Origin of the sequence: Bradyrhizobium sp. SZCCHNS3002, assembly GCF_032377435.1 — a bacterium.
Classification (GTDB): domain Bacteria; phylum Pseudomonadota; class Alphaproteobacteria; order Rhizobiales; family Xanthobacteraceae; genus Bradyrhizobium.
The window spans coordinates 307,531-331,261 of record NZ_JAUHHY010000008.1 but is presented as its reverse complement, the minus strand read 5'-3'; the positions used below and the strand labels follow the sequence as shown (position 1 = coordinate 331,261).

General features: G+C 65.2%; 22 protein-coding genes and 1 tRNA gene. 13 read left to right on the top strand and 10 right to left on the bottom strand.

Annotated elements, in window-relative coordinates; translation table 11 throughout:
- Positions 1-19: 19 nt before the first annotated feature.
- The 3 genes from QW845_RS19230 (at position 20) to QW845_RS19220 (ending at position 3,440) form a co-directional block, all read left to right on the top strand.
- Positions 20-730 carry a TetR/AcrR family transcriptional regulator gene (locus QW845_RS19230; RefSeq protein WP_315803117.1) on the top strand — a complete coding sequence of 237 codons (711 nt, stop codon included), beginning with the start codon at positions 20-22 and terminating at the stop codon, positions 728-730.
- 181 nt (positions 731-911) lie between these two features.
- Positions 912-985, top strand: a tRNA-Gln gene (locus tag QW845_RS19225).
- 226 nt (positions 986-1,211) lie between these two features.
- Positions 1,212-3,440: a tetratricopeptide repeat protein gene (locus QW845_RS19220; protein ID WP_315803116.1), complete on the top strand. Its 2,229-nt coding sequence runs from the start codon at positions 1,212-1,214 to the stop codon at positions 3,438-3,440.
- A gap of 20 nt (positions 3,441-3,460) precedes the next feature.
- On the opposite strand, the gene QW845_RS19215 is transcribed toward QW845_RS19220, so the two are convergent.
- Positions 3,461-4,798, bottom strand: a complete 1,338-nt coding sequence (locus tag QW845_RS19215; RefSeq protein ID WP_315803115.1) for a sulfotransferase — start codon at positions 4,796-4,798, stop codon at positions 3,461-3,463.
- A 232-nt stretch (positions 4,799-5,030) separates the two neighbouring features.
- On the opposite strand from QW845_RS19215, the gene QW845_RS19210 reads away from it, so the two are divergent.
- A complete protein-coding gene (locus QW845_RS19210; RefSeq protein WP_315803114.1) occupies positions 5,031-5,186 on the top strand; it encodes a hypothetical protein in 156 nt (51 codons plus the stop codon).
- A 26-nt stretch (positions 5,187-5,212) separates the two neighbouring features.
- Here the strand turns inward: QW845_RS19210 and QW845_RS19205 are convergent, their stop codons facing one another.
- The 3 genes from QW845_RS19205 to QW845_RS19195 form a co-directional block, all read right to left on the bottom strand.
- Positions 5,213-5,731, bottom strand: a complete 519-nt coding sequence (locus tag QW845_RS19205) for a hypothetical protein (protein ID WP_315803113.1) — start codon at positions 5,729-5,731, stop codon at positions 5,213-5,215.
- Between the two features lie 168 nt (positions 5,732-5,899).
- Positions 5,900-6,817, bottom strand: a complete 918-nt coding sequence (gene hpaD, locus QW845_RS19200; protein WP_315803112.1) for a 3,4-dihydroxyphenylacetate 2,3-dioxygenase — start codon at positions 6,815-6,817, stop codon at positions 5,900-5,902.
- A gap of 171 nt (positions 6,818-6,988) precedes the next feature.
- Positions 6,989-7,510 carry an Hsp20/alpha crystallin family protein gene (locus QW845_RS19195; protein WP_315714485.1) on the bottom strand — a complete coding sequence of 174 codons (522 nt, stop codon included), beginning with the start codon at positions 7,508-7,510 and terminating at the stop codon, positions 6,989-6,991.
- A 488-nt stretch (positions 7,511-7,998) separates the two neighbouring features.
- Here QW845_RS19195 and QW845_RS19190 point away from each other — a divergent pair, with 488 nt between their 5' ends.
- Positions 7,999-9,753, top strand: a complete 1,755-nt coding sequence (locus QW845_RS19190) for an ATP-binding protein (RefSeq protein WP_315803111.1) — start codon at positions 7,999-8,001, stop codon at positions 9,751-9,753.
- A 158-nt stretch (positions 9,754-9,911) separates the two neighbouring features.
- Positions 9,912-10,496 carry a peroxidase-related enzyme gene (locus QW845_RS19185; RefSeq protein ID WP_315803110.1) on the top strand — a complete coding sequence of 195 codons (585 nt, stop codon included), beginning with the start codon at positions 9,912-9,914 and terminating at the stop codon, positions 10,494-10,496.
- Positions 10,497-10,501: 5 nt separating this feature from the next.
- Here the strand turns inward: QW845_RS19185 and QW845_RS19180 are convergent, their stop codons facing one another.
- Positions 10,502-11,128: a ParB-like protein gene (locus tag QW845_RS19180; RefSeq protein ID WP_315803109.1), complete on the bottom strand. Its 627-nt coding sequence runs from the start codon at positions 11,126-11,128 to the stop codon at positions 10,502-10,504.
- A 239-nt stretch (positions 11,129-11,367) separates the two neighbouring features.
- Here QW845_RS19180 and QW845_RS19175 point away from each other — a divergent pair, with 239 nt between their 5' ends.
- The 7 genes from QW845_RS19175 to QW845_RS19145 all read left to right on the top strand — a co-directional run bounded on the left by QW845_RS19175 (position 11,368) and on the right by QW845_RS19145 (position 16,694).
- On the top strand, positions 11,368-11,718 hold the full coding sequence (locus QW845_RS19175) for a hypothetical protein (protein ID WP_315803108.1): 351 nt from the start codon (positions 11,368-11,370) through the stop codon (positions 11,716-11,718).
- Between the two features lie 217 nt (positions 11,719-11,935).
- The gene (locus QW845_RS19170; protein WP_006609130.1) at positions 11,936-12,217 is read left to right on the top strand and encodes an acyl carrier protein; all 282 of its coding nucleotides are present in this window, start codon (positions 11,936-11,938) and stop codon (positions 12,215-12,217) included.
- A gap of 9 nt (positions 12,218-12,226) precedes the next feature.
- Positions 12,227-12,697: a 3-hydroxyacyl-ACP dehydratase FabZ family protein gene (locus QW845_RS19165; RefSeq protein ID WP_315803107.1), complete on the top strand. Its 471-nt coding sequence runs from the start codon at positions 12,227-12,229 to the stop codon at positions 12,695-12,697.
- Positions 12,694-13,899, top strand: a complete 1,206-nt coding sequence (locus QW845_RS19160) for a beta-ketoacyl-ACP synthase (protein WP_315803106.1) — start codon at positions 12,694-12,696, stop codon at positions 13,897-13,899. The genes QW845_RS19165 and QW845_RS19160 overlap by 4 nt, the downstream gene beginning before the upstream one ends.
- 38 nt (positions 13,900-13,937) lie before the next feature.
- On the top strand, positions 13,938-15,212 hold the full coding sequence (locus QW845_RS19155) for a beta-ketoacyl-ACP synthase (RefSeq protein ID WP_409997940.1): 1,275 nt from the start codon (positions 13,938-13,940) through the stop codon (positions 15,210-15,212).
- Between the two features lie 16 nt (positions 15,213-15,228).
- The gene (locus QW845_RS19150; protein ID WP_315803105.1) at positions 15,229-16,161 is read left to right on the top strand and encodes a lipid A biosynthesis lauroyl acyltransferase; all 933 of its coding nucleotides are present in this window, start codon (positions 15,229-15,231) and stop codon (positions 16,159-16,161) included.
- Between the two features lie 155 nt (positions 16,162-16,316).
- Positions 16,317-16,694: a VOC family protein gene (locus tag QW845_RS19145; protein ID WP_315803104.1), complete on the top strand. Its 378-nt coding sequence runs from the start codon at positions 16,317-16,319 to the stop codon at positions 16,692-16,694.
- A gap of 102 nt (positions 16,695-16,796) precedes the next feature.
- On the opposite strand, the gene QW845_RS19140 is transcribed toward QW845_RS19145, so the two are convergent.
- The 5 genes from QW845_RS19140 to QW845_RS19120 form a co-directional block, all read right to left on the bottom strand.
- Positions 16,797-17,903 (bottom strand): polyamine ABC transporter substrate-binding protein, encoded by a 1,107-nt coding sequence (locus QW845_RS19140; protein WP_315803103.1) that lies wholly within the window; start codon positions 17,901-17,903, stop codon positions 16,797-16,799.
- 12 nt (positions 17,904-17,915) lie between these two features.
- Positions 17,916-19,079: an aminotransferase gene (locus QW845_RS19135; RefSeq protein WP_315803102.1), complete on the bottom strand. Its 1,164-nt coding sequence runs from the start codon at positions 19,077-19,079 to the stop codon at positions 17,916-17,918.
- 9 nt (positions 19,080-19,088) lie between these two features.
- On the bottom strand, positions 19,089-19,418 hold the full coding sequence (locus QW845_RS19130) for a rhodanese-like domain-containing protein (protein WP_315714496.1): 330 nt from the start codon (positions 19,416-19,418) through the stop codon (positions 19,089-19,091).
- A gap of 108 nt (positions 19,419-19,526) precedes the next feature.
- Positions 19,527-21,449: a potassium transporter Kup gene (locus tag QW845_RS19125; protein ID WP_315803101.1), complete on the bottom strand. Its 1,923-nt coding sequence runs from the start codon at positions 21,447-21,449 to the stop codon at positions 19,527-19,529.
- A 151-nt stretch (positions 21,450-21,600) separates the two neighbouring features.
- Entirely contained in the window at positions 21,601-23,499 is a 1,899-nt protein-coding gene (locus QW845_RS19120; RefSeq protein ID WP_315803100.1) for a potassium transporter Kup, read from the bottom strand.
- Between the last annotated feature and the right edge of the window lie 232 nt (positions 23,500-23,731).

Below are 23,731 nucleotides of genomic sequence, written 5' to 3'. Positions count from 1 at the left end.
TCTAGAGGGAGCCAGCGACATGCCTCAGCGGATCGCGCCGGACCACCTGCCCGGCGTCACCCCGTCGCGGCAGCAGCGCAGCCGCGAGACGACGCTTGCCCTGCTGACGGCCGGCGCGGAGCTGCTGCACACGCGCGGCCTCGCGGAGCTGTCGATCAGCGACCTCTGTGCGCATATCGGGGCAACGGTCGGCGCCTTCTACAGCCGGTTCGACAGCAAGGAGGCCTACTTCAACGCCCTGCTCTCGCTCACCCTGGCGGACGGGCGGAAGCAGCTCTTGAGACTCCAGCCGCCCGATCCCGCCCGCGCGGGCGACCTGAACCGGCAATGCCACCTGCTGGTGCGCGGCACCGTGCTGTGGATGCGCCGTCACAAGGGCGTGCTGCGAGCCGCGCTGGTGCGCAGCGAGCGCGGCGCGAACCACTGGAGCGGCTTCAAGGAGCTGGCACAGGCACTGTCGGAGCGTGCGGCGCTGCTGCTGCCTGGGGGCGGGCGCGCCGGCGCGGCGTCGCGCACGCGGTCGGGAACAGCGGACGCGCGAAAGACGGTCGCGTTCGGCGTCCAGGTCGTGCTCGGCACCCTGGTGAACGCCATCCTCAACGATCCCGGCCCGCTGTCGATCGACGACGACGAGATCGCGGAACGGCTCGGCGCCTGTCTGGTCCTGCTGGTGCGCGGCGGCCCGGACGGCGCGCCGCGAAAGCCGCGGGCCGCGAGAGCCGAGCGCTAGACCCGGCCAGCCCGTGGCGCGACGGGCGGCAGAGCACGTTGGAAATCCGTCATCCAGCGGCTTGCCAAAGCCTGATACATGCGGGTAGAAGGACGCGTCGCCGCCGCCCGAGCTTTGCCGGCCGGCGCGCAGAACGGTGCCAAACAGTCCGGCAATTGCTTGAAACTGCAGGGCATTCCGTTGGGGAATGGTGTAACGGTAGCACAACAGACTCTGACTCTGTTTGTCTTGGTTCGAATCCAGGTTCCCCAGCCAGCTTGATCATTGCCGCGACGGCTTGAAGCTCCACCGCCTCCTCCTTGTGATCTGAGAAGCATCCGGCTCGGTTTTGCCCTACGCCCGAGATTGCATGCCCATGCGGGACACGCTGCGGCGTCCGCCCCTTCGGCACGCGGTCCCGCGCGTTAACGTCTGCTCATTGCGAATCGGCGAGAACGGAACAACCATTGCGAGCAATGGACCGGTTCCGTGGAGGACACACTTGCAAAGCAGCGTCGGCTCCCGCGCCTTCCAGAACGCAAGGCTGCAAAAGCGGGCCAAGAAACAGGCGGACGTGCTGCTGCCGGCAGCGGTCAAGGCCTACCGCGAGGGCCGGCATCCGGAGGCTCAGGCCCTGTGCCAGCAGATCCTGCAGGACCTGCCGCACCATTTCGGAGCCCTGCGTCTGCTCGGCGTGTCCGAACGGGACTGCGGCCGCTTCGACCAGTCGGTGCGCGTGCTGACACGCGCGACCGAGATCGACCCGCGCTCGGCCGACGCACAGTCTGATCTCGGCCTGTCGCTGTCCCGGCTCGGCCGCCACGAGGACGCTCGCGCCCGCTTCGAGCGCGCCATCGCGCTCAGGCCGAACTTCCCGGCCGCGCTCACGCATCTGGGCAACGCGCTGATGAGCCTCTTCCGTTTCGAGGAGGCGATATCGGCGCATGACCGCGCCATTGCCCTGAAGCCCGACTATGCCGAGGCCTACGCCAATCGCGGCATGGCGCTGCTGTTCACGAGCCGCAACGACGAGGCCGGTCAGAACTTCGATCGCGCGCTGGCGCTGCAGCCGCGGTTGCTGACGGCCCTGTTCGGCAAGGGCGTGGCCAGCATGAACCTGCGGGAGTTCGATTCCGCGCTGGCCGCGCTGAATGCGGCGCTGGCGATCAATCCGAAGGCTGCCGCCGTGCTCGCCCAGCGCGGCCGGGCGTATCAGGAGATGGGCAAGTTCGACCAGGCGGAAGCCGATTTCGACGCCGCGCGCGCGCTCGAGCCGCTGCTGGAAGAAGCACTTTGCGGCAAGGCCACGGTCACTCTCGTCCATGGCAATATCGCGCTCGCGATCTCCGTTATCAACAAGGTGCTGGCACAGAACCCGGACTCGGAGATCGCCTGGACCCTGCTCGGCGTCTGCGCTGCAGCGCAGGGCGACACCGCCACGGCGATCGAACATTACGACCGCGCGCTCGCGATCCGACCGAACCATGAGGACGCGATCACCAAGAAGATCTTCGCGCTGGATTTCCTGCCCGACACCGGGGTGGAACGTCTTCAGGAAGCGCGGAGATATTGGTGGGATGCGATCGGCTCGCGATTGGAGCGCCGCGCGCTCGGCGTGCGAAATATCGACCCCGACCGGCGGCTTGTCGTCGGCTACGTCTCGTCCGATTTCCGCGACCATTCAGCGGCCTTTGCCTTCCTCCCCCTCCTGCGCCACCACGATCGCAACAAGTTCGAAATCCTCGCCTATTCCTGTTCGCCGATGAAGGACGCGAAGACCGACCTGTGCCGCTCGCTGGTCGATCGCTTTGTCGACGCCTCGCTGTGGGGCGACGACAAGCTCGCCGATCAGATCCAGGCCGACAAGGTCGACATCCTCGTCGACCTCTCGGGGCATTCCGCCGGCCACCGGCTCACGATGTTTGCGCGCAAGCCCGCCCCGGTCCAGGTCTCGGCCGTCGGCAGCGTCACCGGGACGGGCCTGCCCGTCATGGATTATCTGCTGGCCGATCCGGTGACGATTCCACCCGCGGTCCGGCATCTGTTCGCCGAAAAGATCTACGACCTGCCGTCGCTGATCACGATCGAACCCCCGCCTCCCATTCCGCCATCGCCGCTGCCGATGCTTCGTAACGGCCACGTCACCTTCGGCGTGTTCAATCGCATCGACAAGATGTCCGAACCTGCTCTCAGACTCTGGTCGCAGCTGATGGCTGCAACGCCCGGCTCGATCATCGTCGTCAAGAACCACTCGATGGGCGATCCCCTGCTGCGCGACCGATTGGTTGCACGGTTCGTCGCTCACGGCATTACCGCGGACCGCGTCCGTTTTGCAGGAAAGACGACGCGCCAGGAGCATCTTGCGATGTTCGCCGAGATCGACATCTCGCTCGATCCGTTCCCGCAGAATGGCGGCATCTCGACCTGGGAATCGCTGCAGATGGGCGTGCCTGTGGTCACCAAGCTCGGCAGCGGCCCTGCCGCCCGCGCGGGCGGCGCGATCGCCAAGGCAGTGGGCCTGGACGCGTGGGTCGCCGATGACGACGAAAGCTATCTCGCGACAGCGCTGAAATTCTGCTCGCGGCCTGCCGAGCTTGCCGCGCTCCGCGCCGAGCTGCCGGCCAGGGTCTCGCATTCAGCGGCCGGAAACGGCGCGCTCTACACGCAGCATGTGGAACAGGGATATCGGACGTTCTGGCGCGACTATTGCCGGCAAGCGCCGATCCGCTAGCGTTTCCTGTTCTGATTGGATCAGGACCGACCGGGCCGGCAGAGCCTCGCGCCCGTGCGCCGTTCCACCCATGCGAGATACTCTTCCGACCGGGCCAGCACCTGCGCCCGCGACAATCCGAATTGCTCGAGCGAGTAGACATGCTTGAAACGGCGGCTGATGGACTCCGCCTGCAAGTGCCGTCGCATGAGGGTCTCGAACTCGCCCGTGAAATCGTAGCCGAACTTCGCATAGATGGTGCGAACGGTCGCGATCGGGTCGCGAGTCAAATCCTCGAACAGGACATCGATGAATTGGCCGGATCTCGCCTCCTCGTCGGCCTGCATCATCCGGGCCATCGACTGCTCGAACAGCTCGAGCATGCGCTGGCCGAGGTCGTGGGCATCGAGGCGCGGCGTATAGGCGATCTGCATCTGCGCGATCAGGCTGGCGAGGGCCGGAATGATCTGGCAGGGATCCCGATGCAGCCGAACGATCCGTGCGTCGGGAAAGCTCTTGAACAGCACCGGAAAGAACTGCGCATGAGCCAGCGACTTGCTGACCCAGTGCCCGCCGCGATGAAACAGCTGCAGGTGCTGAACCTGACGTCTGTAGCCGGCGTACAGCATGTCCAACTCTGACGGACTCACCCCTCGGAACCATTGCCAATAGTCCGGTGACCTCAGCCCGAGGATCATGTGCTGCGGGCCGTGCCACATCATGAGCTGGCACTCCTCGGGGGCCGCGGGGGCGAACTCATGGATCTTGTGCAGATCCGGCATCACGGCCGACCTAAAATCGGCGTGCACGCGAAGCCGGTCGATCCGCGGATCCGTCTCATACGTCTCCCGACGAGGCGGTGGCGACGGCTCCTGCAACTCCCAGAGCCGCGGTGCCCGCGCCTGGGGATCGAGGGCCAGCAGATGATGCAGAAACGTGCTTCCGGTCCGGCCGAAACCGACGAGAAACAGAGGCTTTGCAACGGGCACGTCGACGATGTCGGGGAAGTCGGCCACATCCTGCTCGAACTGAAGGTACCGCTCGAGCCAGCCATAGATGTAGTGGCTCGCCATGTAGCGGCCGAGATCGTCATAGTGGGTATCGCGTGCGATCGAGCCTGCCAGGCGCCTGATCCCTTCGAGATGCAGTTCGCTGTGCGTCCCCAGCGGCACCGAGCCGACGCGGCTTTGCGCCAGGTCGAGCAACTGATCGACGTCCAGCACTTGCCTCGCGCCAAGTTCGCGATCCAGGGAGAGCATCCTCGTCAGGAGCTGTACAGCCTTGGGCGAGCGCAGCTCTGGAGCGACGACGATGGTTTCGTCGGAATCGACTTTCCGGCGAGGCATGGAACGCTTCCCTGGGCGCGGTGAGGCGTCCATGCTAGCGAACGGCCCGCCCGATCACAACAGAGGCGCCGCGATCGAGGCTGAATGCGACGCTTGCGCTGCGTCGACGACGCTGTCCTGCCGGTCCCCGCCTCGCATCGTCTCCTCGACTTCACGATCTCGCCAAGGTGCGCCCGATCACGGAATTAACCCGTCATTCACCACGATCCTCATCCGGCCGGAACGATGCAATTTGCTTCAAATTGTCTGGCCAGGGAGACGGGACATGACCAAGCTGATGGACCTCGAAGACCAGATCGAACGCGCCGAGCGACTCGCGCGCAGCATCACCGACACGCTGACGATCGAGCGGCTGCGCCAGTTCGCGGCCGAGTGCCGGTGCGAGCGCGAGCGGCTGTCGCATCAACGCCACGCGGCCTGAAGGATCGCATCAGAGGGCGCAGCCGCTCACGAGCAGGTCGTCACCATGTTGGTGCAGAGCTGCCGCGTCCAGCCGACGCCTTTCTTGACGCGGATCCTGGCGAAGTCGCCGAAGCAGCCGAGCAGCTCGACCGCCTGGTCACCGCTCGCATGCGGGTCGAGCTTCGCGCTCGATGTGGCGTGATCGCGGTAGATCGCCGCGCCGTTCTGCAGGCCGCCGGCGCCGACGATGCTCCGATGCAGGAAGCCCCTGCCCTGAAAGATCACGGTCTCCTTGCCTTGCTCGACGTCGTTCAGCACGGCCCGGTCGATCTCGAACCAGTCACCCTGCTGCGCGGTGAGATGCACGACGATCCAGCCGTCGCTGGTCGGGTTCTTCAAGGCATTGACGATGCCGCCGCCTGGCTCCGCGCGGACATTGGCGCCGTTCGGATCGCGGTCGATGATGTCGGCCTCGACGTTGCAGGCCTCGCGATGCGGCACTTGCGCCGCCGCCATGCCCGGCACGATGAGCATCGCGGTCAGCAACAGAATTCTCGTCAGCATTGAGCGGTCACCGGCCTCCGGTCCATCCCGCATTGGTCGCGCCGCCGACGCCGCGGTTCAACACCGAGCAAATGGCGGCGACCAGCCGGGCTCACGGCGACCGCCGATCAGGTCTATCCGGAGGACATCATCGAGATGTTCCGGCATCCGGAGGTCTGGTGAGCGGCGCTACAGCCGACCGCCCGCGAGCGCGGCGGCGCGCGGCCGGCCGACGTCGTCCAGCGCCTGCGGCATCGGTGAGACCGGAAACACCGCGTTGATCTGGCCCGTCCCTGATGACGGGAAGAACGGCGTCACCACCTCGACGCCGCGGTCGTAGTGGTTCCAGCCGAGCGCGCCCAGCAGCATGGCCGTATCGTGCATGAAGCCCTCGCCATGGCCCTTGCTGGCATATTCCGGCAGCATGTCGCAGAAATCCGGCCACTCGCCGTGCTCCCACATCTGGATCACCTCGTGGTCGAGCCGCTCCAGGAACGGGCTGAACATCCGGTCGCGATACTCGTCGGCGGTGCCGTTCTGGGCGAAGCGGTGGCTCAGCGAGCCCGAGGCGAAGAAGGCGACCGTGCCGTCGTAATGATCCTCGACCGCGCGGCGGAACGCCCAGCCGAGCTTGGCGCTGTCGGCGAGATAATGCGAGGTGCACAGCGCCGAGACGGAGACGACCTTGAAGTGGCGGTCGGGGTTCATGTAGCGCATCGGCACCAAGGTGCCGTATTCCAGCGCCAGCGACGTCGCATCGTGGGCCATGGTGGCAACACCATGGGCGTTGGCGCCCTCGGCGAGGATGTGGCCCAGCTCCGGGTTGCCGTCGTATTCATAGGTCATGTTGGCAATGAAGTGCGGCAGCTCGTTCGAGGTGTAGAGCCCAGCGAAATGCGGCGCGCAATTGATGTGGTAGCCGGCATTGACCAGCCAATGGGTGTCGAACACGACGATGGTGTCGACGCCGGCCTCGCGGCAGCGCCGGCCGATCTCGATATGACCGTCGATCGCCGACTGTCGCTTGCCCCTGGCCGGACCGTCCAGCTCGCTGAGATACATCGACGGCACATGCGTGATCTTGGCCGCCAGTGCGAGCTTGCCCATCCTCTCGTCTCCTTCCGGTCGTTCCCCGGTCCGGCATCGCCGACCGCGTTTGCTTGGGAAGCAGATTACCCCTGCAGCTCCACGAAAAAAAGGGCCGCGCGCGCGGCCCTTCCTCGGCGTCCGATCCATCGTCTGTCCCATGATCATGGGACAGAAAGCCACAGGATGCGGTCACGCCGCCTTGATGTCGATGGTCTTGGCGGCCTTCTGTACCTCGGGTTTCTTCGGCAGGGTGACCTTGAGCACCCCCTGCTTGAACACGGCCTCGATCTTGTCGGTGTCGACGCCGTCGGGGATCTGGAAGGAGCGTTCGAACGAGCCGAAGCTGCGCTCACGGACGTAATAGTCCTTCTTCTTCTCCTCCTTGTCCTCCTGCTTCTCGCCCTTGATCGAGAGCACGCCGCTCGCAACCTTCACCTCGACGTTCTTCTCGTCGAGGCCGGGCAACTCAGCCGTGACCTCATAGGCATTGTCGTGCTCGGCGACGTCGACCGCCGGCGCCACGGCAAAGGACCGTGCGCGGGCCAGACCCGGCAGTTGGTCGAACAGCGACGGTGTGCGCCAGATCCCGCCATGGAAGTCCTCGAACACGCGATCGATCTCGCGGCGCAGGTTCTCGAACGGCCGCCATCCCTGCATGGAGGGCGCACCTGCCTTCTCGGTGTTGACGGGCAGCTTGGTAGGTTCAGCCATAACATCATCCTCCTGCTTCACGCGAGGATCAGGTCTGCAACGGCATGGGCGCGACCAATGTCATCCGACGAGATCGGCCGGCATCCGCTCCCTCGCGCTTGACGGGAAAGATATAGCCGGCACGCCCGGGTTCCAGATTGATTGCGATCAAATCGCTGAGCGGCCGGACGGCTTTCGGATCGGTGCGGCAACCCATCCAGGTTGCTTTCGGGGTCGGGGCGTCCAGCGCCGAAGAGCCCTGAAGGAAGAGCCTTGGAGATGGTGAACCGGACGTTAACCCGAACGGCTCGCGCAACGCTTTAGGGAAGGATGCAGAAATCCTTACACTCCAAAGTGTTAGGCCCCATTGAGGAGGCGCGATCGCAACGCTCCGCGCGACCCTCCGACGGCCGGACCGGGCGCCGGCGCGTTCACAAACATTGCCCGCTTAACAAATTTTCCAGTCCCAGCAGAGAAGGTGTCAGCTCAACAATTTCACCACAGGTTTCATGACCGTGACATCCTTCGGACGCGTGATCTCGGTGCGGGGCTCCCAGGCCCGCGTCGGCATTCTGTCGAAACAGCAGATGAACGTCTCCGATATCCGCGCGACAGTCGGCCGTTTCATCAGCATTCGCTGCCCGAGCGCCACGATCATTGCGATCATCACCGAGGTGACCAGCGAGGACCTCTCGCATGCCAGCGAATACGTCGCGACGGCGTCGGTAGACCTGCTCGGCGAGATTCTCGGGCCGGCCGAACGGCCCAAGTTCCAACGCGGCGTCACCCACTACCCGACCATCGGCGACGCCGTCGACATGATCACGAGCGAGGAGCTGCGCACGATCTACACGCCGACCGCCGGCGACCACATCGACATCGGCGCGCTGCAGCAGGACACCTCCGTGCGCGCCTGTGTCAATGTCGAGGAAATGCTGTCGAAGCATTTCGCGGTGCTTGGATCGACCGGCGTGGGCAAATCGACCGGCGTGTCGCTGCTGCTCAACGAGATCCTGAAGGCGCGGCCGAACCTGCGCATCTTCCTGCTCGACGTCCACAACGAATACGGCCGCTGCTTTGGTGAAAAGGCGCTGGTGCTGAACCCGCGCAACCTGAAGCTGCCGTTCTGGCTGTTCAATTTCGAGGAGATCGTCGACGTCCTGTTCGGCGGCCGGCCGGGCGTGCCGGAAGAGCTCGACATCCTTGCCGAAGTGATCCCGCTGGCGAAGGGCATCTACACCCAGTACCAGAACACGGACCGCATCGGGCTCAAGCGCGTCGACCCCAAGATGGTCGGCTACACCGTCGATACGCCGGTGCCCTACCGCCTCGTCGACCTGATCAACCTGATCGACGAGCGGATGGGCAAGCTCGAGAACCGCTCCTCGCGCATCATCTATCACAAGCTGATCTCGCGCATCGAGACCGTACGCAACGACCCGCGCTACGCCTTCATGTTCGACAACGCCAATGTCGGCGGCGACACCATGGCCGAGGTCATCAGCCATCTGTTCCGCCTGCCCGCCAATGGCCGGCCGATGACGGTGATGCAGCTCGCCGGCTTCCCGGCCGAGGTTGTCGATTCCGTCGTGTCGGTGGTGTGCCGCATGGCGTTCGATTTCGGGCTGTGGAGCGACGGCGTCTCGCCGCTGCTGTTCGTCTGCGAGGAGGCCCACCGCTACGCCTCCGCCGACCGCTCGATCGGCTTCGGCCCGACCCGCAAGGCGATCTCGCGCATTGCCAAGGAAGGCCGGAAATACGGCGTCTATCTCGGCCTGATCACCCAGCGGCCGGCCGAGCTCGACGCCACCATCATCTCCCAGTGCAACACGCTGTTCACGATGCGCCTCGCCAACGAGCGCGACCAGTCGCTGCTGCGCTCGGCGGTGTCGGACGCCGCCGCCAACCTGCTCTCCTTCGTCCCCTCGCTCGGCACCCGCGAGGTGCTGGCGTTCGGCGAAGGCGTCGCGCTGCCGACCCGGCTGCGCTTCAAGGAGGTGCCGCTGCATCAATTGCCGCGCAGCGAGGCGACGATCGCCACCGTCCGCTCGGTGAATGCCGGACACGACATGCATTTCGTCAGTGCCGTGCTGGAGCGCTGGCGCGGAGCGACCTCGAGCCGGGACGCCTCGAGCGGCGACGGCGGCGCCGGCAACCTCGGGGATCGAGGAAGTATGTCCGCATCGCTGGACGCGCCAATGCTGCAGCCGTCGATGGGGCTCGATCCGGACCGCTTCTCCCTGTTGAAGAAGCCGCTGCGCTAAACACGGCGGCCGCCGCTCTCAAATCCCGGTCGATGACGCCCCGAGGAGGCGTTGCGGGCACGTCGCCAAAAGCAAGGTGATGGGCTGAGCTGGACCGTTGCGCCTGCGCGGCGATCGACTAAGGTTCGCCCCCTGCCACGCACGCCGGACCCGTTGCCATGACGCAAGCTCCCATCAGCCGCTTTCCCGTTCCCGCAATCGACGCCTTGCCGGACGACATCCGCACCCGGCTGCTCGGCGTGCAGGAGAAGAGCGGCTTCGTGCCCAACGTGTTCCTGACACTCGCGCACCGGCCGGACGAGTTCCGCGCGTTCTTTGCGTATCACGACGCGCTGATGGAGAAGGACGGCGGGCTGACCAAGGCCGAGCGCGAGATGATCGTGGTGGCGACCTCGAGCGCCAACCAGTGCCAGTATTGCGTCATCGCGCATGGCGCGATCCTGCGCATCCGCGCCAAGAGTCCCCTGATCGCCGACCAGATCGCGATCAACTACCGCAAGGCCGACATCACGCCGCGGCAGCGGGCGATGCTCGATTTCGCGATGAAGGTGGCGCTCGAGGCGCAGACCGTCGGGGACGCCGATTTCAAGGCGCTGGCCGGCCACGGTTTCAGCGACGACGACATCTGGGACATCGCCGCAATCGCGGCATTCTTCGCGCTGTCGAACCGGATGGCGAATGTCACAGGCATGCGGCCCAACGACGAGTTCTACCTGATGGGGCGGCTGCCGAAGACCAAGTGAGACGATCAGTCGTCCGACGCCGGCCCGCACCAGCCGGGCAGATAGACCGCGTCGTGGCTCTTTGCGGCCGCCAGCGCGTGCTCCATGGCGGCGGCGAAATGGGTCTCGACCGTCTTGCGCTTGACCTTGCGGCGCAGGAAGTCGGCCCATAGGAACTCGCTGAACGGCGTCGTGTCCTTGGCAAAGCCGCCGGCGCGGCGCAGCTCACCGGCCAGGCTGCGGAACGGATCGTCCTTCAGATTCGCGACGGTCTTCGGCAGGTCCTTGAAATGCCGCCGCACGCCCTTGGCGTCGTAAGGATAGACCCAGCGCTTGTTGTCCATCACGCCCCAGAACGCCTCCCGATCGACCATCGAGAGGTCGCCGATCACCGTGACCAGCACATCCTTGACGCCCTCGTCATGGAGCGCGCGGGCGAGGTGATGGTGGTCGACGACGTAGTGCCGCTCGTCGGGACCGAGCACCACCGGGATCATGTGCTTGCCGAGCAGCTCGGCCTGCTTCTTCTTCGACTTGTGCTCGCGCCAGCGCTCGCGCTTCTCCTTCACCTCGCGCATGCCGACGGTCATCTGGGTCGGGCGCAGCGACAGGATCGGCACGGGATGAAGCAGCGGCTCGCGGGTATTGGCCATGGCTGGGCTTCCAGGGGGATGATCAGCATTATGCCACGCCTGCCGAGCCGTTCCAGCGCATCTTCCCCGAGCTGCGACGCCGTTCGGACCGACCGCGGCAGGTTCCAATCACCCGCGGAGCAGGCGCCGACTGGATGCATCCGAGGAGGGAGATGTTTTGCTGATGCAGCTCAATTATGGCAAAGTTTCTTTGTGAGAGGTTGGGCCCGCGTGCTAAAAAGGACCATCGGAGTCGAGGCATGAAGTCCCAGCGCCCCATTGCAGCGGAGGAAGAGCATCGCGTGGTGCCGTTCCGGCCGCGCAGCAGTCCGGTGCGGCGCGCGGCCGAGGGCGGCAGTCCGCCGATTCAGCTGCACCGGCGCGAGCAGCCGACACTCGATCTCTCCCGGTATGAGCAGCCGCGTGAGGAGCCCGATGACTTCCGTCACCGCATCCTGGCCAACATCGCCGCCATCGCCTTCACGGTCGCGTTGACCGCGATCGGCATCTGGCTGGCGATGAGCATTGCCGACCTGCGCAAGACCCAGGACTGCCTGCTGACCGGACGGCGCGACTGCGCCCGCATCATCACCGAGACCTACACGCCCTGATCCCCTGCTGGACGCGGCTGCCGCGGCCGGCGGGGCATCACAATCCCGCCACAACCGCCGTGTCCGGCTCCATTGAACTCACCGCGTCGCTCCGATATACGGGCACACGACTCCCCGGGCGACGGGGGTAAAAGGGCTCGCATCAGACGCCCCCGGGGGCGCGGTGTCCTCCCGTCGCCACCTACCGGATTAGCTCCAAAATATCAAAGGCTTAGTGATGTCCTCAACATTCGATCAGGTCGCCACGATCATCGCTGAAACCTGCGACATCCCGCGCGACACGATCACGCCGGATAGCCACGCCATCGACGATCTGGGCATCGACAGCCTCGATTTCCTCGACATCGCGTTTGCGATCGACAAGGCCTTCGGGATCAAGCTGCCACTCGAGAAGTGGACGCAGGAAGTCAACGACGGCAAAGCCAGCACCGAGCAGTATTTCGTGCTGAAGAACCTGTGCGCCCGCATCGACGAGCTGGTCGCCGCCAAGGGCGCGTGAGCGCCTGCCATGCAGATCGAATACTTCCTGCTCATCGACCGCATTCTCGATCTTCGGCTGGACGAGAAGGCCATCACCGTCGAAGCCAAGGTCCCCACCGAAAGCACGATCTTCGAAGGACATTTCCCGGGCTATCCGATCATGCCCGGCGTTCTCCTGATCGAATCGATGGCGCAGACATCGGGCTGGCTGCTGCTCGCGCTCATGAAGTTCGAGCGGATGCCGTTCCTCGCCGCGGTCAAGGAGGCCAAGATGCGCGGCTTCGTGTCGCCGGGCGAGGTGCTGACCGTCGAGGCCAACGTGCTGCACGAGGGCTCCGGCTATGCCATGACCGAAGCGCGCGTGAAGGTCGGCGGCAAGCTACGCTCGAACGCGACGATCACCTTCAGCCACGTCCCCTTCCCCAATCCGGAGCTGCGCGGACACATGGACGCCGTCGCCGAGCGCGTCGGCTTTCCGCAACAGGTCCTACAGCGATGAGTGAGACGACAGCCGTGACCTCCGAGCCCGTCGAAGTCTGGATCACCGGTATCGGCCTTGCGACCTCGCTCGGCGAGGGACTCGATGCGAACTGGGAGGCCCTCAACGCCGGCCAGATCAACGTCGACGAGCAGGGTTTTGCACCCTACATCGTGCATCCCTGGGCCAAGGTGAATCTGGAAGCGCAGATCCCGAAGAAGGAGCAGCGCCAGATGGAGGCGTGGCAGCGCATCGGCACCTATGCCGCCGGGCTTGCGCTGGATTCCGCCGGCCTCAAGGGCAACAAGGACATCCTGTCCCGGATGGACATGATCGTGGCCGCGGGCGGCGGCGAGCGCGACATCTCCGTCGACACCGCGATCCTCAACGCGGAGGCCCAGGGCAATTGCACGCCCGGCTTCCTGAACGACCGGCTGATGAGCGACCTGCGCCCGACCCTGTTCCTGGCGCAGTTGTCCAACCTGCTCGCCGGCAACATCGCGATCTCGCACGGCGTCTGCGGCACCTCGCGCACCTTCATGGGCGAGGAGGTTGCGGGCGTCGACGCGTTCAAGATCGCCTTGGCCCGCATCGCCGGCCGCCAGAGCGACATCGCGCTGGTCGGCGGCTCGCACAATGGCGAGCGCAAGGATCTGCTCGTGCTGTACGAGTTCGGCGACTACAATCTGAAGAACGAATTCAAGCCGGTCTGGTCCCGCAAGGACCATCCGGGCTTCGCGCTCGGATCGGCCGGCGCGTTCCTGGTGCTGGAATCCAAGCCGCATGCCGAAGCCCGCGGCGCCAAGCCGCTGGCGCGGCTCAGCAAGGTCGTCGCCGACCGCGCCCGCCGCAAGGAGGCAGGCGCGGTGACCGGAACGCTGGACCGTCTATGGTCGGCGCTCGACGTCCACGAGGCCCCCGGCGCCATCATCACGGGCGCGACCGGTGCGGAGCCGGTGACCTCGGAGGAGCGCGCCTTCCTCGACCATCACAAGGCGTTCGCGGTGCGCTCGAGCGGGACCCGCTTCGGCCACACGATGGAAGCGCATTTCGCGCTTGGTCTGGCGCTTGCCGCACTTTCGATCTCGCGCGGCGCCCTGTTCGCACCGGGCGACGCCTCGGGTGTGGAGGCAGAGATGAAGGAGGCTCCGACCCAGATCGTGGTGGTCGGCGCCGGCCACTACCGCGGCGAAGGCATGGCCTTGGTCGAAGCAGTCAAGTGAACACGGTACGGCCTTAAGAAGACGCGACGGGGGACATCATGAGTGTACGCGACAAGTTTGGACGCCCCATCGTGGTCGTGACCGGGATGGGCATCGTCACCTCCCTTGGGGCCGGCAAGTCCGATAATTGGAACAAGCTCGTGGCCGGCGAGTCCGGCATCCGCACCATCACGCGCTTTCCGATCGACGGCTTGAAGACGACCATGGCCGGCACGGTCGATTTCGTCCCCGTGGCGCCGTTCACGTCGACGGGCCTGTCCGAGCGGCTCGGCCACATGGCCGTCGAGGAAGCCATCGCGCAGGCTGGAATCGGCAGCAAGGGCGACTTCCCGGGCCCACTGTTTCTTGCCGTGGCGCCCGTCGAGATCGAGTGGCCGCAGCGCCTGGAGCTCGCGCATGAGGTTGGCGGCACTCAGTTCACCTATGACGACCTGCTGAAGGTCTGCGGCGGCGGCAAGTTCGTCAACTATCACCACCGCTTCCTGTTCGGCTCCGTCGCCGATTCGCTGTCCGACACCTTCGGCACCAAGGGCTCGCCGATCTCGCTGTCGACTGCCTGCGCCTCCGGCGCGACCGCGATCCAGCTCGGCGTCGAAGCCATCCGGCGCGGTGAGACTGACGTCGCGCTATGCGCCGCCACCGAAGGCTCGGTCAATCCGGAAGGGCTCGTGCGCTTCTCGCTGCTGTCGGCGCTGTCGACCCAGAACGACCCGCCGCAGGCCGCCTCCAAGCCGTTCTCCAAGAACCGCGATGGTTTCGTGATGGCCGAGGGCGCCGGTGCGCTGGTGCTGGAAAGCTACGACGCGGCCGTGGCGCGCGGCGCCAAGATCCTCGGCGTCGTCGCCGGCTGCGGCGAGCTGACCGACTCCTTCCACCGCACCCGTTCCTCGCCGGACGGCAAGCCGATCATCGGCTGCATCCGCAAGGCGCTCGCCGATGCCGGCATGGCGCCGGAGCAGATCGACCATATCAACGCCCACGGCACCGCCACGCCCGAGAACGACAAGATGGAATATGTCGGCGTCTCCGCCGTGTTCGGCGAGCACACCGGCAAGATCCCGGTGTCGTCGAACAAGTCGATGGTCGGCCACACCATCTCGGCGGCCGGCGCGGTCGAGGCGATCTTCTCGCTGCAGACGCTCGAGCATCAGCGCATTCCGCCGACCATCAACTACGACATTCCGGATCCCGCGATCCTGTTCGACGTCGTCGGCAACAAGGCCCGCGATGCGCGCGTCACCACCGTGATGTCGAATTCGTTCGGCTTCGGCGGCCAGAACGCCTCGCTGATCCTGACGCGCGAACCGGCCTGATCCGCCTGTCACATCGATGAGTCTCCTGCCCCTCCGGACCAAGCTCGTGATCCGCCGAGCCGTGAAGTCGGCCGGGGCGTCCGCCGTCGGCGCGCTGACGGTCGGCATGCTCAGGACCACGCGCTATTTCGATCCGCAGAAGACGGCCGACCGCTTCGCGCGCCTCGCGCAGTGGATCGGTCCGCGGCTGCGCGAGCAGCGCATCGGCCGCGACAATCTCACGGCGGCCTTTCCGGAGAAATCGCCCGAGGAGATCGAGAAAATCCTTGCCGGCGTGTGGGACAATCTCGGCCGCGTCGGCGCCGAGTTCGCCCATCTCGACAAGATCTGGGATTACGACGAGGCTCATCCGGAGCGCAGCCGGATCGAGCTGTCGCCGCGCACCCATGAGCTGTTTCATCAGCTCCGTCTCGACGGCAAGCCGGCGCTGATCTTTGCCAGCCACCTCGCCAATTGGGAGATGCCGGCGCTGGCGGCGGTCGCCCATAAGCTCGATACGGCGATCCTCTATCGCCGGCCCAACATCGCCGCTGCCGACCGCATCATCCAGGAGATACGGCAGGTCAAGATGGGCACACTGGTCCCGGCCGGCCGCGACGCGCCGCTGCGGCTGGCACAGGCGCTGAAGAACGGCCAGCACGTTGCCATGCTGGTCGATCAGTACCTGACCGGTGGCGTCGAGGTCACCTTCTTCGGCCGCAAGACCCGCGCCAATCCGATGCTGGCCCGTCTGTTACGCCAGGTCGAATGCCCCGTGCACGGCGTCCGCATCATCCGCCTTCCCGGCAACCGCTTCCGCGCCGAAGTCTCGGAGGAGGTGAAGCCGGTCCGGACGGCCGATGGTCAGATCGACATCCAGGGCACGACACAGGCGATCACCGACGTCGTCGAGAGCTGGGTCCGCGAATATCCCGAGCAATGGCTCTGGCTGCATCGGCGCTGGCGGTAGCCCGCGCCCGGACAAACTCCGCTGCGGGGAAGCGCTGCAGCACCACTTACCGCTGACGGGCCGTTCAAAGAAAACGCTTACCTCATCCATCGACGCTCGCTACCTTGGTCGCGTATCCGACGGCTGTTCGGAAGCTGCAGGGAGGACAAGCGCGAATGTTTTCGCATGTGATGATCGGCACCAACGACCTCGACAAGGCCAAGGCCTTCTACGACAAGCTGCTGGGAACGCTCGGCGTGAGGCCGGCACGGGTCGACGGCCACCGCATCTTCTACATCACGCCGACCGGCATTTTCGGGGTGTCGAAGCCGATCAACGGTGAGCCGGCCACGCACGCCAATGGCGGCACGATCGGCTTTGCCTGCAACTCACCTGAGCAGGCAGACGCCTGGCATGCAGCCGGGCTCGAAGCCGGCGGCACCAGCTGCGAAAATCCGCCCGGCGTTCGTGAAGGCTCCGCCGGCAAACTCTATCTGGCATATCTGCGCGACCTCGACGGCAACAAGCTCTGCGCGATGCATCGGCTGGGGTAATCCCGCGGAGTCATTGCGAGGAGCAACGCGACGAAGCAATCCAGATCTTCTTCTCAGCCCTGGATTGCTTCGCAGCGTTCGCAATGCCGGCAGCAGCGCTGGCTACCGCCCGGTCTTCACCTTCGTCCAGAGCCGGTTGATGACGCGCTGCGTCGCGGGCTCGCGGGCGGTGATGACGAACAGCTTCTTCAGCGTCGTCTCATCCGGATAGATGTTCTTGTCGCCAAAGATTTTTGGATCGATCAGCTTCTGGCTCGCCAGGTTGCCGTTGGCATAGGACAGGAAGTCGGAGTTCTTGGCCGCGACCTCGGGCCGGTAGAGATAATTGATCAGCGCATAGGCTTCGGCCACGTGCGGAGCGTCAGTGGGAATCGCAAAATTGTCGAAGAACATCTGCGCGCCCTCTTTCGGGATTGCGTAGCCGATCTCGACGCCGTTCTTTGCTTCTTCCGCGCGGCTGCGCGCCTGCATGATATCGCCGGACCAGCCGACGACGAGGCAGATCTCGCCGGTGGCGAGCGCGCTTAAGTATTCCGACGAATGAAACTTGCGCACGGATGGTGCGACCTTGCCGACCACCTCGGCCGCCTTCTCCAGATCGGCCTGCCTGGTCGAGTTCGGGTCGAGGCCAAGATAGTTCAGCGCCGCCGGAAAGATGTCGTCGGCGGAATCCAGCATGTGGACGCCGCAGTCCTTGAACTTGGCGAGGTTCTCCGGCTTGAACACCATGTCCCAGCTGTCGATCCGCGCGCCGGGCCCCAGGATCTTCTCGACCGCCTTGACGTTGTAGCCGATCCCGGTCGTGCCCCACATGTAGTTGGCGGCGAACTGATTGCCGGGGTCGTAGGTGGCCAGACGCTCGGTCACGACGGGCCACGCATTGACGAGATTGGGCAGCTTCGACTTGTCGAGCGGCTGGAAGATCTTGGCCTTGATCTGGCGCTGCAGGAAGTACGCGGTCGGCACCACGACGTCGTAGCCGGATTTGCCGGCGAGCAGCCGCGTCTCCAGGGTCTCGTTGGCGTCGAATGTGTCGTAGACCACCTTGATGCCGGTCTCCTTGGTGAAGTCGTCAAGGACACCGGGCGCCATGTAGTTCGACCAGTTGTAGAAGTTGACGACGCGCTCCTCTGCGCGACCGGCCGCCCCCGTGAGCGTCAGCGCCGCGACAGCCAGCGCCAGAGCCGAACCCATGCAGCCGCGCGTCATCACTCGTGTCTCCTAGCGCCGGTGGATGGCGTCCGAGAGGCGCTCCAGCGCCGTATCCAGGGTTGCGTCCTTCTTGGCGAAGCAGAACCGCACCACCGACGTCACGGCATCCGTCTCGTAGAACGCCGACACCGGGATGGCGGCCACCTTGTAGTCGTTGACGATGCGGCGGCAGAACTGCTCGTCGGTCTCGTTGAGGCCGAGCGGCGAAAGGTCGACGGTCAGGAAGTAGGTCCCCTGCGCCTTCAGCACGGGAAAGCCCAGGCTCTCGAGACCGGCCGTGAGCCGGTCGCGGCTGCGCGCGAGCTCGCTGCGCATGTTGATGAAGTAGTCGTCCGACTTGCCGAGGCCGTAGGCGACCGCGACCTGCAGATTCGGTGCCGTCGTGAAGGTCAGGAATTGATGCACCTTGGCGGCGACGCGCAGCAGATGCGGCGCGGCGCAGACGAAGCCGATCTTCCAGCCCGTCAGCGAGAAGATCTTGCCGGCCGAGCCGACCTTGATGGTGCGGTCGCGCATGCCGGGAATGGTGATCAGCGGGATGTGCGCGCGGCCGTCGAACACGACGTGCTCCCAGACCTCGTCGCAGATCGCGACCGCGTCGAACTCCTGGCAGAAGCGCGCCAGCAGCTCGAGATCCTCGCGCGGGTAGACCACCGCGGCCGGGTTGAGCGGGTTGTTGAACAGCACCGCCTTGGTCTTTGGCGAGAACGCCTGCCGCAGCATCTCCTCCGACAGCCGCCAGTGCGGCGGCTCCAGACGGACGAGGCGCGGAATGCCGCCGGCCTGGCGGATGATCGGCAAGTATGAATCATAGACCGGCTGGAAGCAGATCACCTCGTCGCCCGGCTCCACCACCGACAGGATCGCCGACGTCAGCGCCTCGGTGCCGCCGGAGGTGACCATGACCTCGCTCATCGGATCGAGATCGAGCTTGTGCCAGTGCTTGTAGTGCGCGGCAATGGCCTGGCGCAGCTCCGGCAGGCCCATCATCGACGGATACTGGTTGTAGCCGTTGAGGACCGCGTCGGCCGCGGCACGGCGGATATCCTCCGGACCCGGATCGTCGGGAAAGCCCTGCCCCAGATTGATCGCGTCGTTGTCGCGCGCGAGCTGCGACATCTGCTCGAAAATGGTGACGGGCAGGTCGGCAAAGACCTTGTTCTGCGAGATCATGATCGCCTGTCAGCCGCCAGTCCTGGTCGGCAGGCCAGCCGCCTTCCAGCCGAGCATACCGCCCTGGAGATGCTTGTCGTAGGGCAGACCGGCGGCCTGCGCGGCCAGCGAGGCCGTGACCGAGCGCTTGCCGGAGCGGCAGGCGAACACGACGTCCTTGCCTTGCGGATCCGGGATCAGCTTCGGGTCGAAGCCCGACAGCGGAACGACGACGCCGTCGGGATAGGCTTCCGCAGAAACTTCATTCGGCTCGCGCACGTCAACCAGAAGAATTCGCCCTTCCGCGATCCCCTGGGCCACGTCCTGCGGGGTCAAATCGTGCACAACAGCCACGCCCATCCTCCAAGCCTTCAGCAGGGCCATATCGGCCCCAATCCGGTCGCCAAACTCACCCCAGACGCACCGAAAATCAAGCGCTTCGGCACGCTGAGGAGACGGGTCTCGAGCTCAGATCGTAACCTGGGTGCCGACCTCCACCACCCGTCCGCTCGGGATCTGAAAATAGTCGGTCGCGTCGTTGGCGGAGCGGCTCATCGAGATGAACAGGTGATCCTGCCAGCGCGGCATGCCTGAATGCGCAGCCGGCTTCAGCGCACGTCGCGACAGGAAGAACGAGGTCGACATGATGTCGAACTGCCAGCCGAGCTTGCGCGCGATCGCAAGTGCCCGCGGCACGTTGGGCGATTCCATGAAGCCGAAGCGCAACGTCACCTTGGAAAACGTCGGACTGATCTGCTCGAGGCGAACCCGTTCTGACGGCTCGATGCGCGGCGTCGGCGCGGTCTCGATCGTCAGGATGACGTTCTTTTCGTGCAGCACCTTGTAGTGCTTGAGGCTGTGCATCAGCGCGGTCGGCGCGCTCAAGGGATCGCTGGTCAGGAACACGGCCGTGCCGGCCACCCGTTGTGGCGGACGCTTCTCAAGCATGGTCACGAGATCGGCGAGCGGGAATTCGAGCTTGCGCGACTTGTCGAACAAGAGCCGGCTGCCGCGCCGCCACGTGTACATCAGCGTCATCACGAAGCCGCCCAGCGCCAGCGGCACCCAGCCGCCTTCGAACACCTTCAGGAGATTCGCCGCCAGGAAGGTCAGATCCAGGAACAGGAACGGCGCGATCAGCGCGGCCGCCGCAATCGGCGACCAGCGCCAGACCTTCCAGATCACGACGAAGCCCATCATGGCCGTGACGACCATTGTGCCGGTGACCGAGATGCCGTAGGCCGAGGCGAGCGCGCTCGATGACTTGAACATCAGCACCAGCAGCATGACCGAGATCAGCAGCAGCTTGTTGATGCGCGGAATGTAGATCTGGCCCGAATGCGCCTCGGAGGTGTGGCGGATCTCGAAGCGTGGCAGCAGGCCGAGCTGAATCGCCTGCCGCGTCAGCGAATAGGCACCGGTAATGACGGCCTGGCTCGCGATGACGGTCGCCATTGTGGCGAGCGCGACCATCGGGATCAGCGCCCACTCCGGGAACATCAGGAAGAACGGGTTCTCGATCGCCTTCGCGTCGGCGATCACCAGCGCCCCCTGCCCCAGATAGTTCAGCGCCAGCGATGGCAGCACGATGAACAGCCAGGCAGTCTGGATCGGCCGCTTGCCGAAATGGCCGAGGTCGGCGTACAGCGCCTCGGCGCCGGTGACGGCCAGAAACACCGCGCCGAGCGTGACGAAGCCGATGATCCCGTGATGCAGCATGAAGGTCACGGCATTCAGCGGGTTGATTGCCCACAGCACCTCGGGATGGCGCAGGATCGGCGGCAACGCCGCAATGCCGATCACCAGGAACCAGATCAGCATGATCGGACCGAAGAACGCCGCAACCTTGGCCGTTCCGCGCGCCTGGACAGCGAACAGCGCGACCAGAATCACGACGGTCAGCGGCACGACGTAGGGCTCGAACGCTGCCGTGACCAGCTTGATGCCCTCGATCGCCGACAACACGGACAGAGCCGGCGTGATCACCGCATCGCCATAGAACAGCGCGCCCGAGATGATGCCGAGCAGCACGATGATGCTGGCGCCGCGCGCGACTCCGCGCTGGGCGAGCGCCATCAGCGCCAGGGTGCCGCCCTCGCCGTGGTTGTCGGCGCGCAGCAGGATCACGACGTATTTGAGGGTCACGACGACGATGAGAGCCCACAGGATGAGCGAGATCACCCCCATCACGGCGTGAGGCGCAGGCTCGCCGCTGCTGCTCGCAGCCAAGACCGCTTCACGCAACGCGTACAGCGGGCTGGTGCCGATGTCGCCATAGACGACACCGATGCTTCCCAGTGTCAGCGCCGCGAAGCTCGCCGTGGAATGGGCGTTGCCATGCCCGTTGGTCGCCGGCGCTTCCGCGGGCGTAGCTGCGACGTCGACTGTCATGGGGTAGCCCCCTCGAGGACTCGTTAATGCTTCACTGCACAACGCGGCAGAGCGCGCGGCTTATAGCGGCAGCGCGTTACGACGGACCCGTCGGGAATGCGCCTCAGCCATGCATTTAAGCATGCACGAGCCGTCAGGGAAGTCCAGCCGATCAAATCGTTACCTGGGTACCCACTTCGACGACCCTGCCCGTGGGAATCTGGAAATAGTCCGTGGCGTCGTTGGCCGACCGGCTCAGACCGATGAAGAGATGGTCCTGCCAGGTCGGCATGCCCGACTGGGACGATGGCTTCAACGAGCGGCGCGAGACGAAGAACGACGTCGACATGATGTCGAACTGCCAGCCGAGCTTGCGCGCCACCGCGAGCGCGCGCGGCACGTTCGGGGATTCCATGAATCCGAAGCGCAGCCGCACCTTGGAAAACTTCTCGCTGATCTTCTCCATGCGCACGCGCTCCGAGACATCGACCCGCGGCGTCTGCGCGGTCTCGATGGTCAGGATCACGTTGTGCTCGTGCAGCACCTTGTTGTGCTTGAGATTGTGCAGCAATGCGGTCGGCACCGAGGTCGGGTCGCTGGTGAGAAACACCGCCGTGCCCTTGACGATGTGAGGAGGCCTCTTCTCCAGGCTGGTGATCAGGTCATCCAGCGGAACCTCGATCTTGCGCGTCTTGAGCACCAAGATCGCCGAACCACGCCGCCAGGTCCAGATCGTCACGACCATCGCGGCACCGAACAGCAGCGGAACCCAGGCTCCTTCGAGCAGCTTCAGCAGGTTGGCGCTGAAGAAGGTCATATCGACGATGACGAAGGGAGCGATCACGGCGGCCGCCACGGCCGCGCGCAAGTTCCACAGCTTCCAGATCACCACGAAGCCCATGATGCCGTCGGCGACCATGGTGGTGGACACTGCGATGCCATAGGCGGAGGCGAGATTGCTCGAGGTCCGGAACAGCAGCACCAGCAACAGCACGCCGATCAGCAGCAACCGGTTGACCCGCGGCAGATAGATCTGGCCGGCATGGCTCTCGGACGTATAGCGCACCTCGAAACGCGGCAGCAGGCCGAGCTGGACCGCCTGGCTGACCAGCGAATAGGCGCCCGTGATCACGGCCTGGCTCGCGATGACGGTCGCGGCGGTGGCCAGCACCACCAGCGGCAGCAGCAGCAGTTCGGGCACCATCCGGTAGAACGAATTCTCGATCGCGGCGGGATCGGACAGCACCAGTGCGCCCTGCCCGAAATAGTTGATCAGCAGCGCCGGAAGCACGAAGAACAGCCAGGCCGACTGGATCGGCTTGCGGCCGAAATGACCGAGATCCGCATAGAGTGCCTCGCCGCCGGTGACCGCGAGGAACACCGCGCCCAGGGTGACCAGGCCGATCGTGCCGTGCGAGAGCAGGAACTGCACCGCATAATAGGGATTGATCGCCGCGAGCACGGAGGGGTCGTCGCGGATGTGGACGAGTCCCATCACGGCGAGGGTGGTGAACCATGTGACCATGACCGGGCCGAAGGCGGAGGCGACGCGCGCCGTCCCCTTGCTCTGGACCGCGAACAGTACGACCAGGATGAACACGGTCAGCGGCACGACGTAGTGCTCGAGCGCGGGCGCCGCGAGCTTGAGGCCTTCGACCGCCGACAACACCGAAATCGCCGGCGTAATCATCGAGTCTCCGATGAACATCGAAGCGCCGATCACGCCCAGCGACATCAGGAACAGGCTGCGCCGGCCCAAGGCCCGCTGTCCGAGCGCCATCAGCGACAGCGTTCCGCCCTCGCCGTTGTTGTCGGCGCGGAGCAGCAGCAGGACGTATTTGGCCGTCACCACGATGAACAGCGACCAGAGGATCAGCGAGAGCACCCCGAGCACGATGATCCGCGACACCGGCTGCCCCTGAGCGGCGCCGTGCGCGGCCTCGCGAAAGGCGTAGAGGGGCGAGGTGCCGATGTCTCCGAACACCACGCCGATGCTGCCTAGCGTCAGCCCCCAGAACCCCGACGTGCTCGCGGTGTCCTGTCCTTCGGTCGATGTCGCGCTGGCCGTCATGTTGCTCGGAACGCATCTTCCCTGTTTGGCCCGGCGCGTGTGAACGTAGACCGTTCGCAGGTCAAGTCTCTAGCGTAAGCAGACCGCTGTTCCCAGGTCGCAACCAAACGGCATGGCTGACACGGATGTCGCATGCCGCATCGCGGCAAGTGCCTTTAGCCCAGGCATCCTGAGGCAGATGTCGGATCTACCCCCGGCGAATCAAGTGCCCGCTGATGCTCTTCGTTGCCGT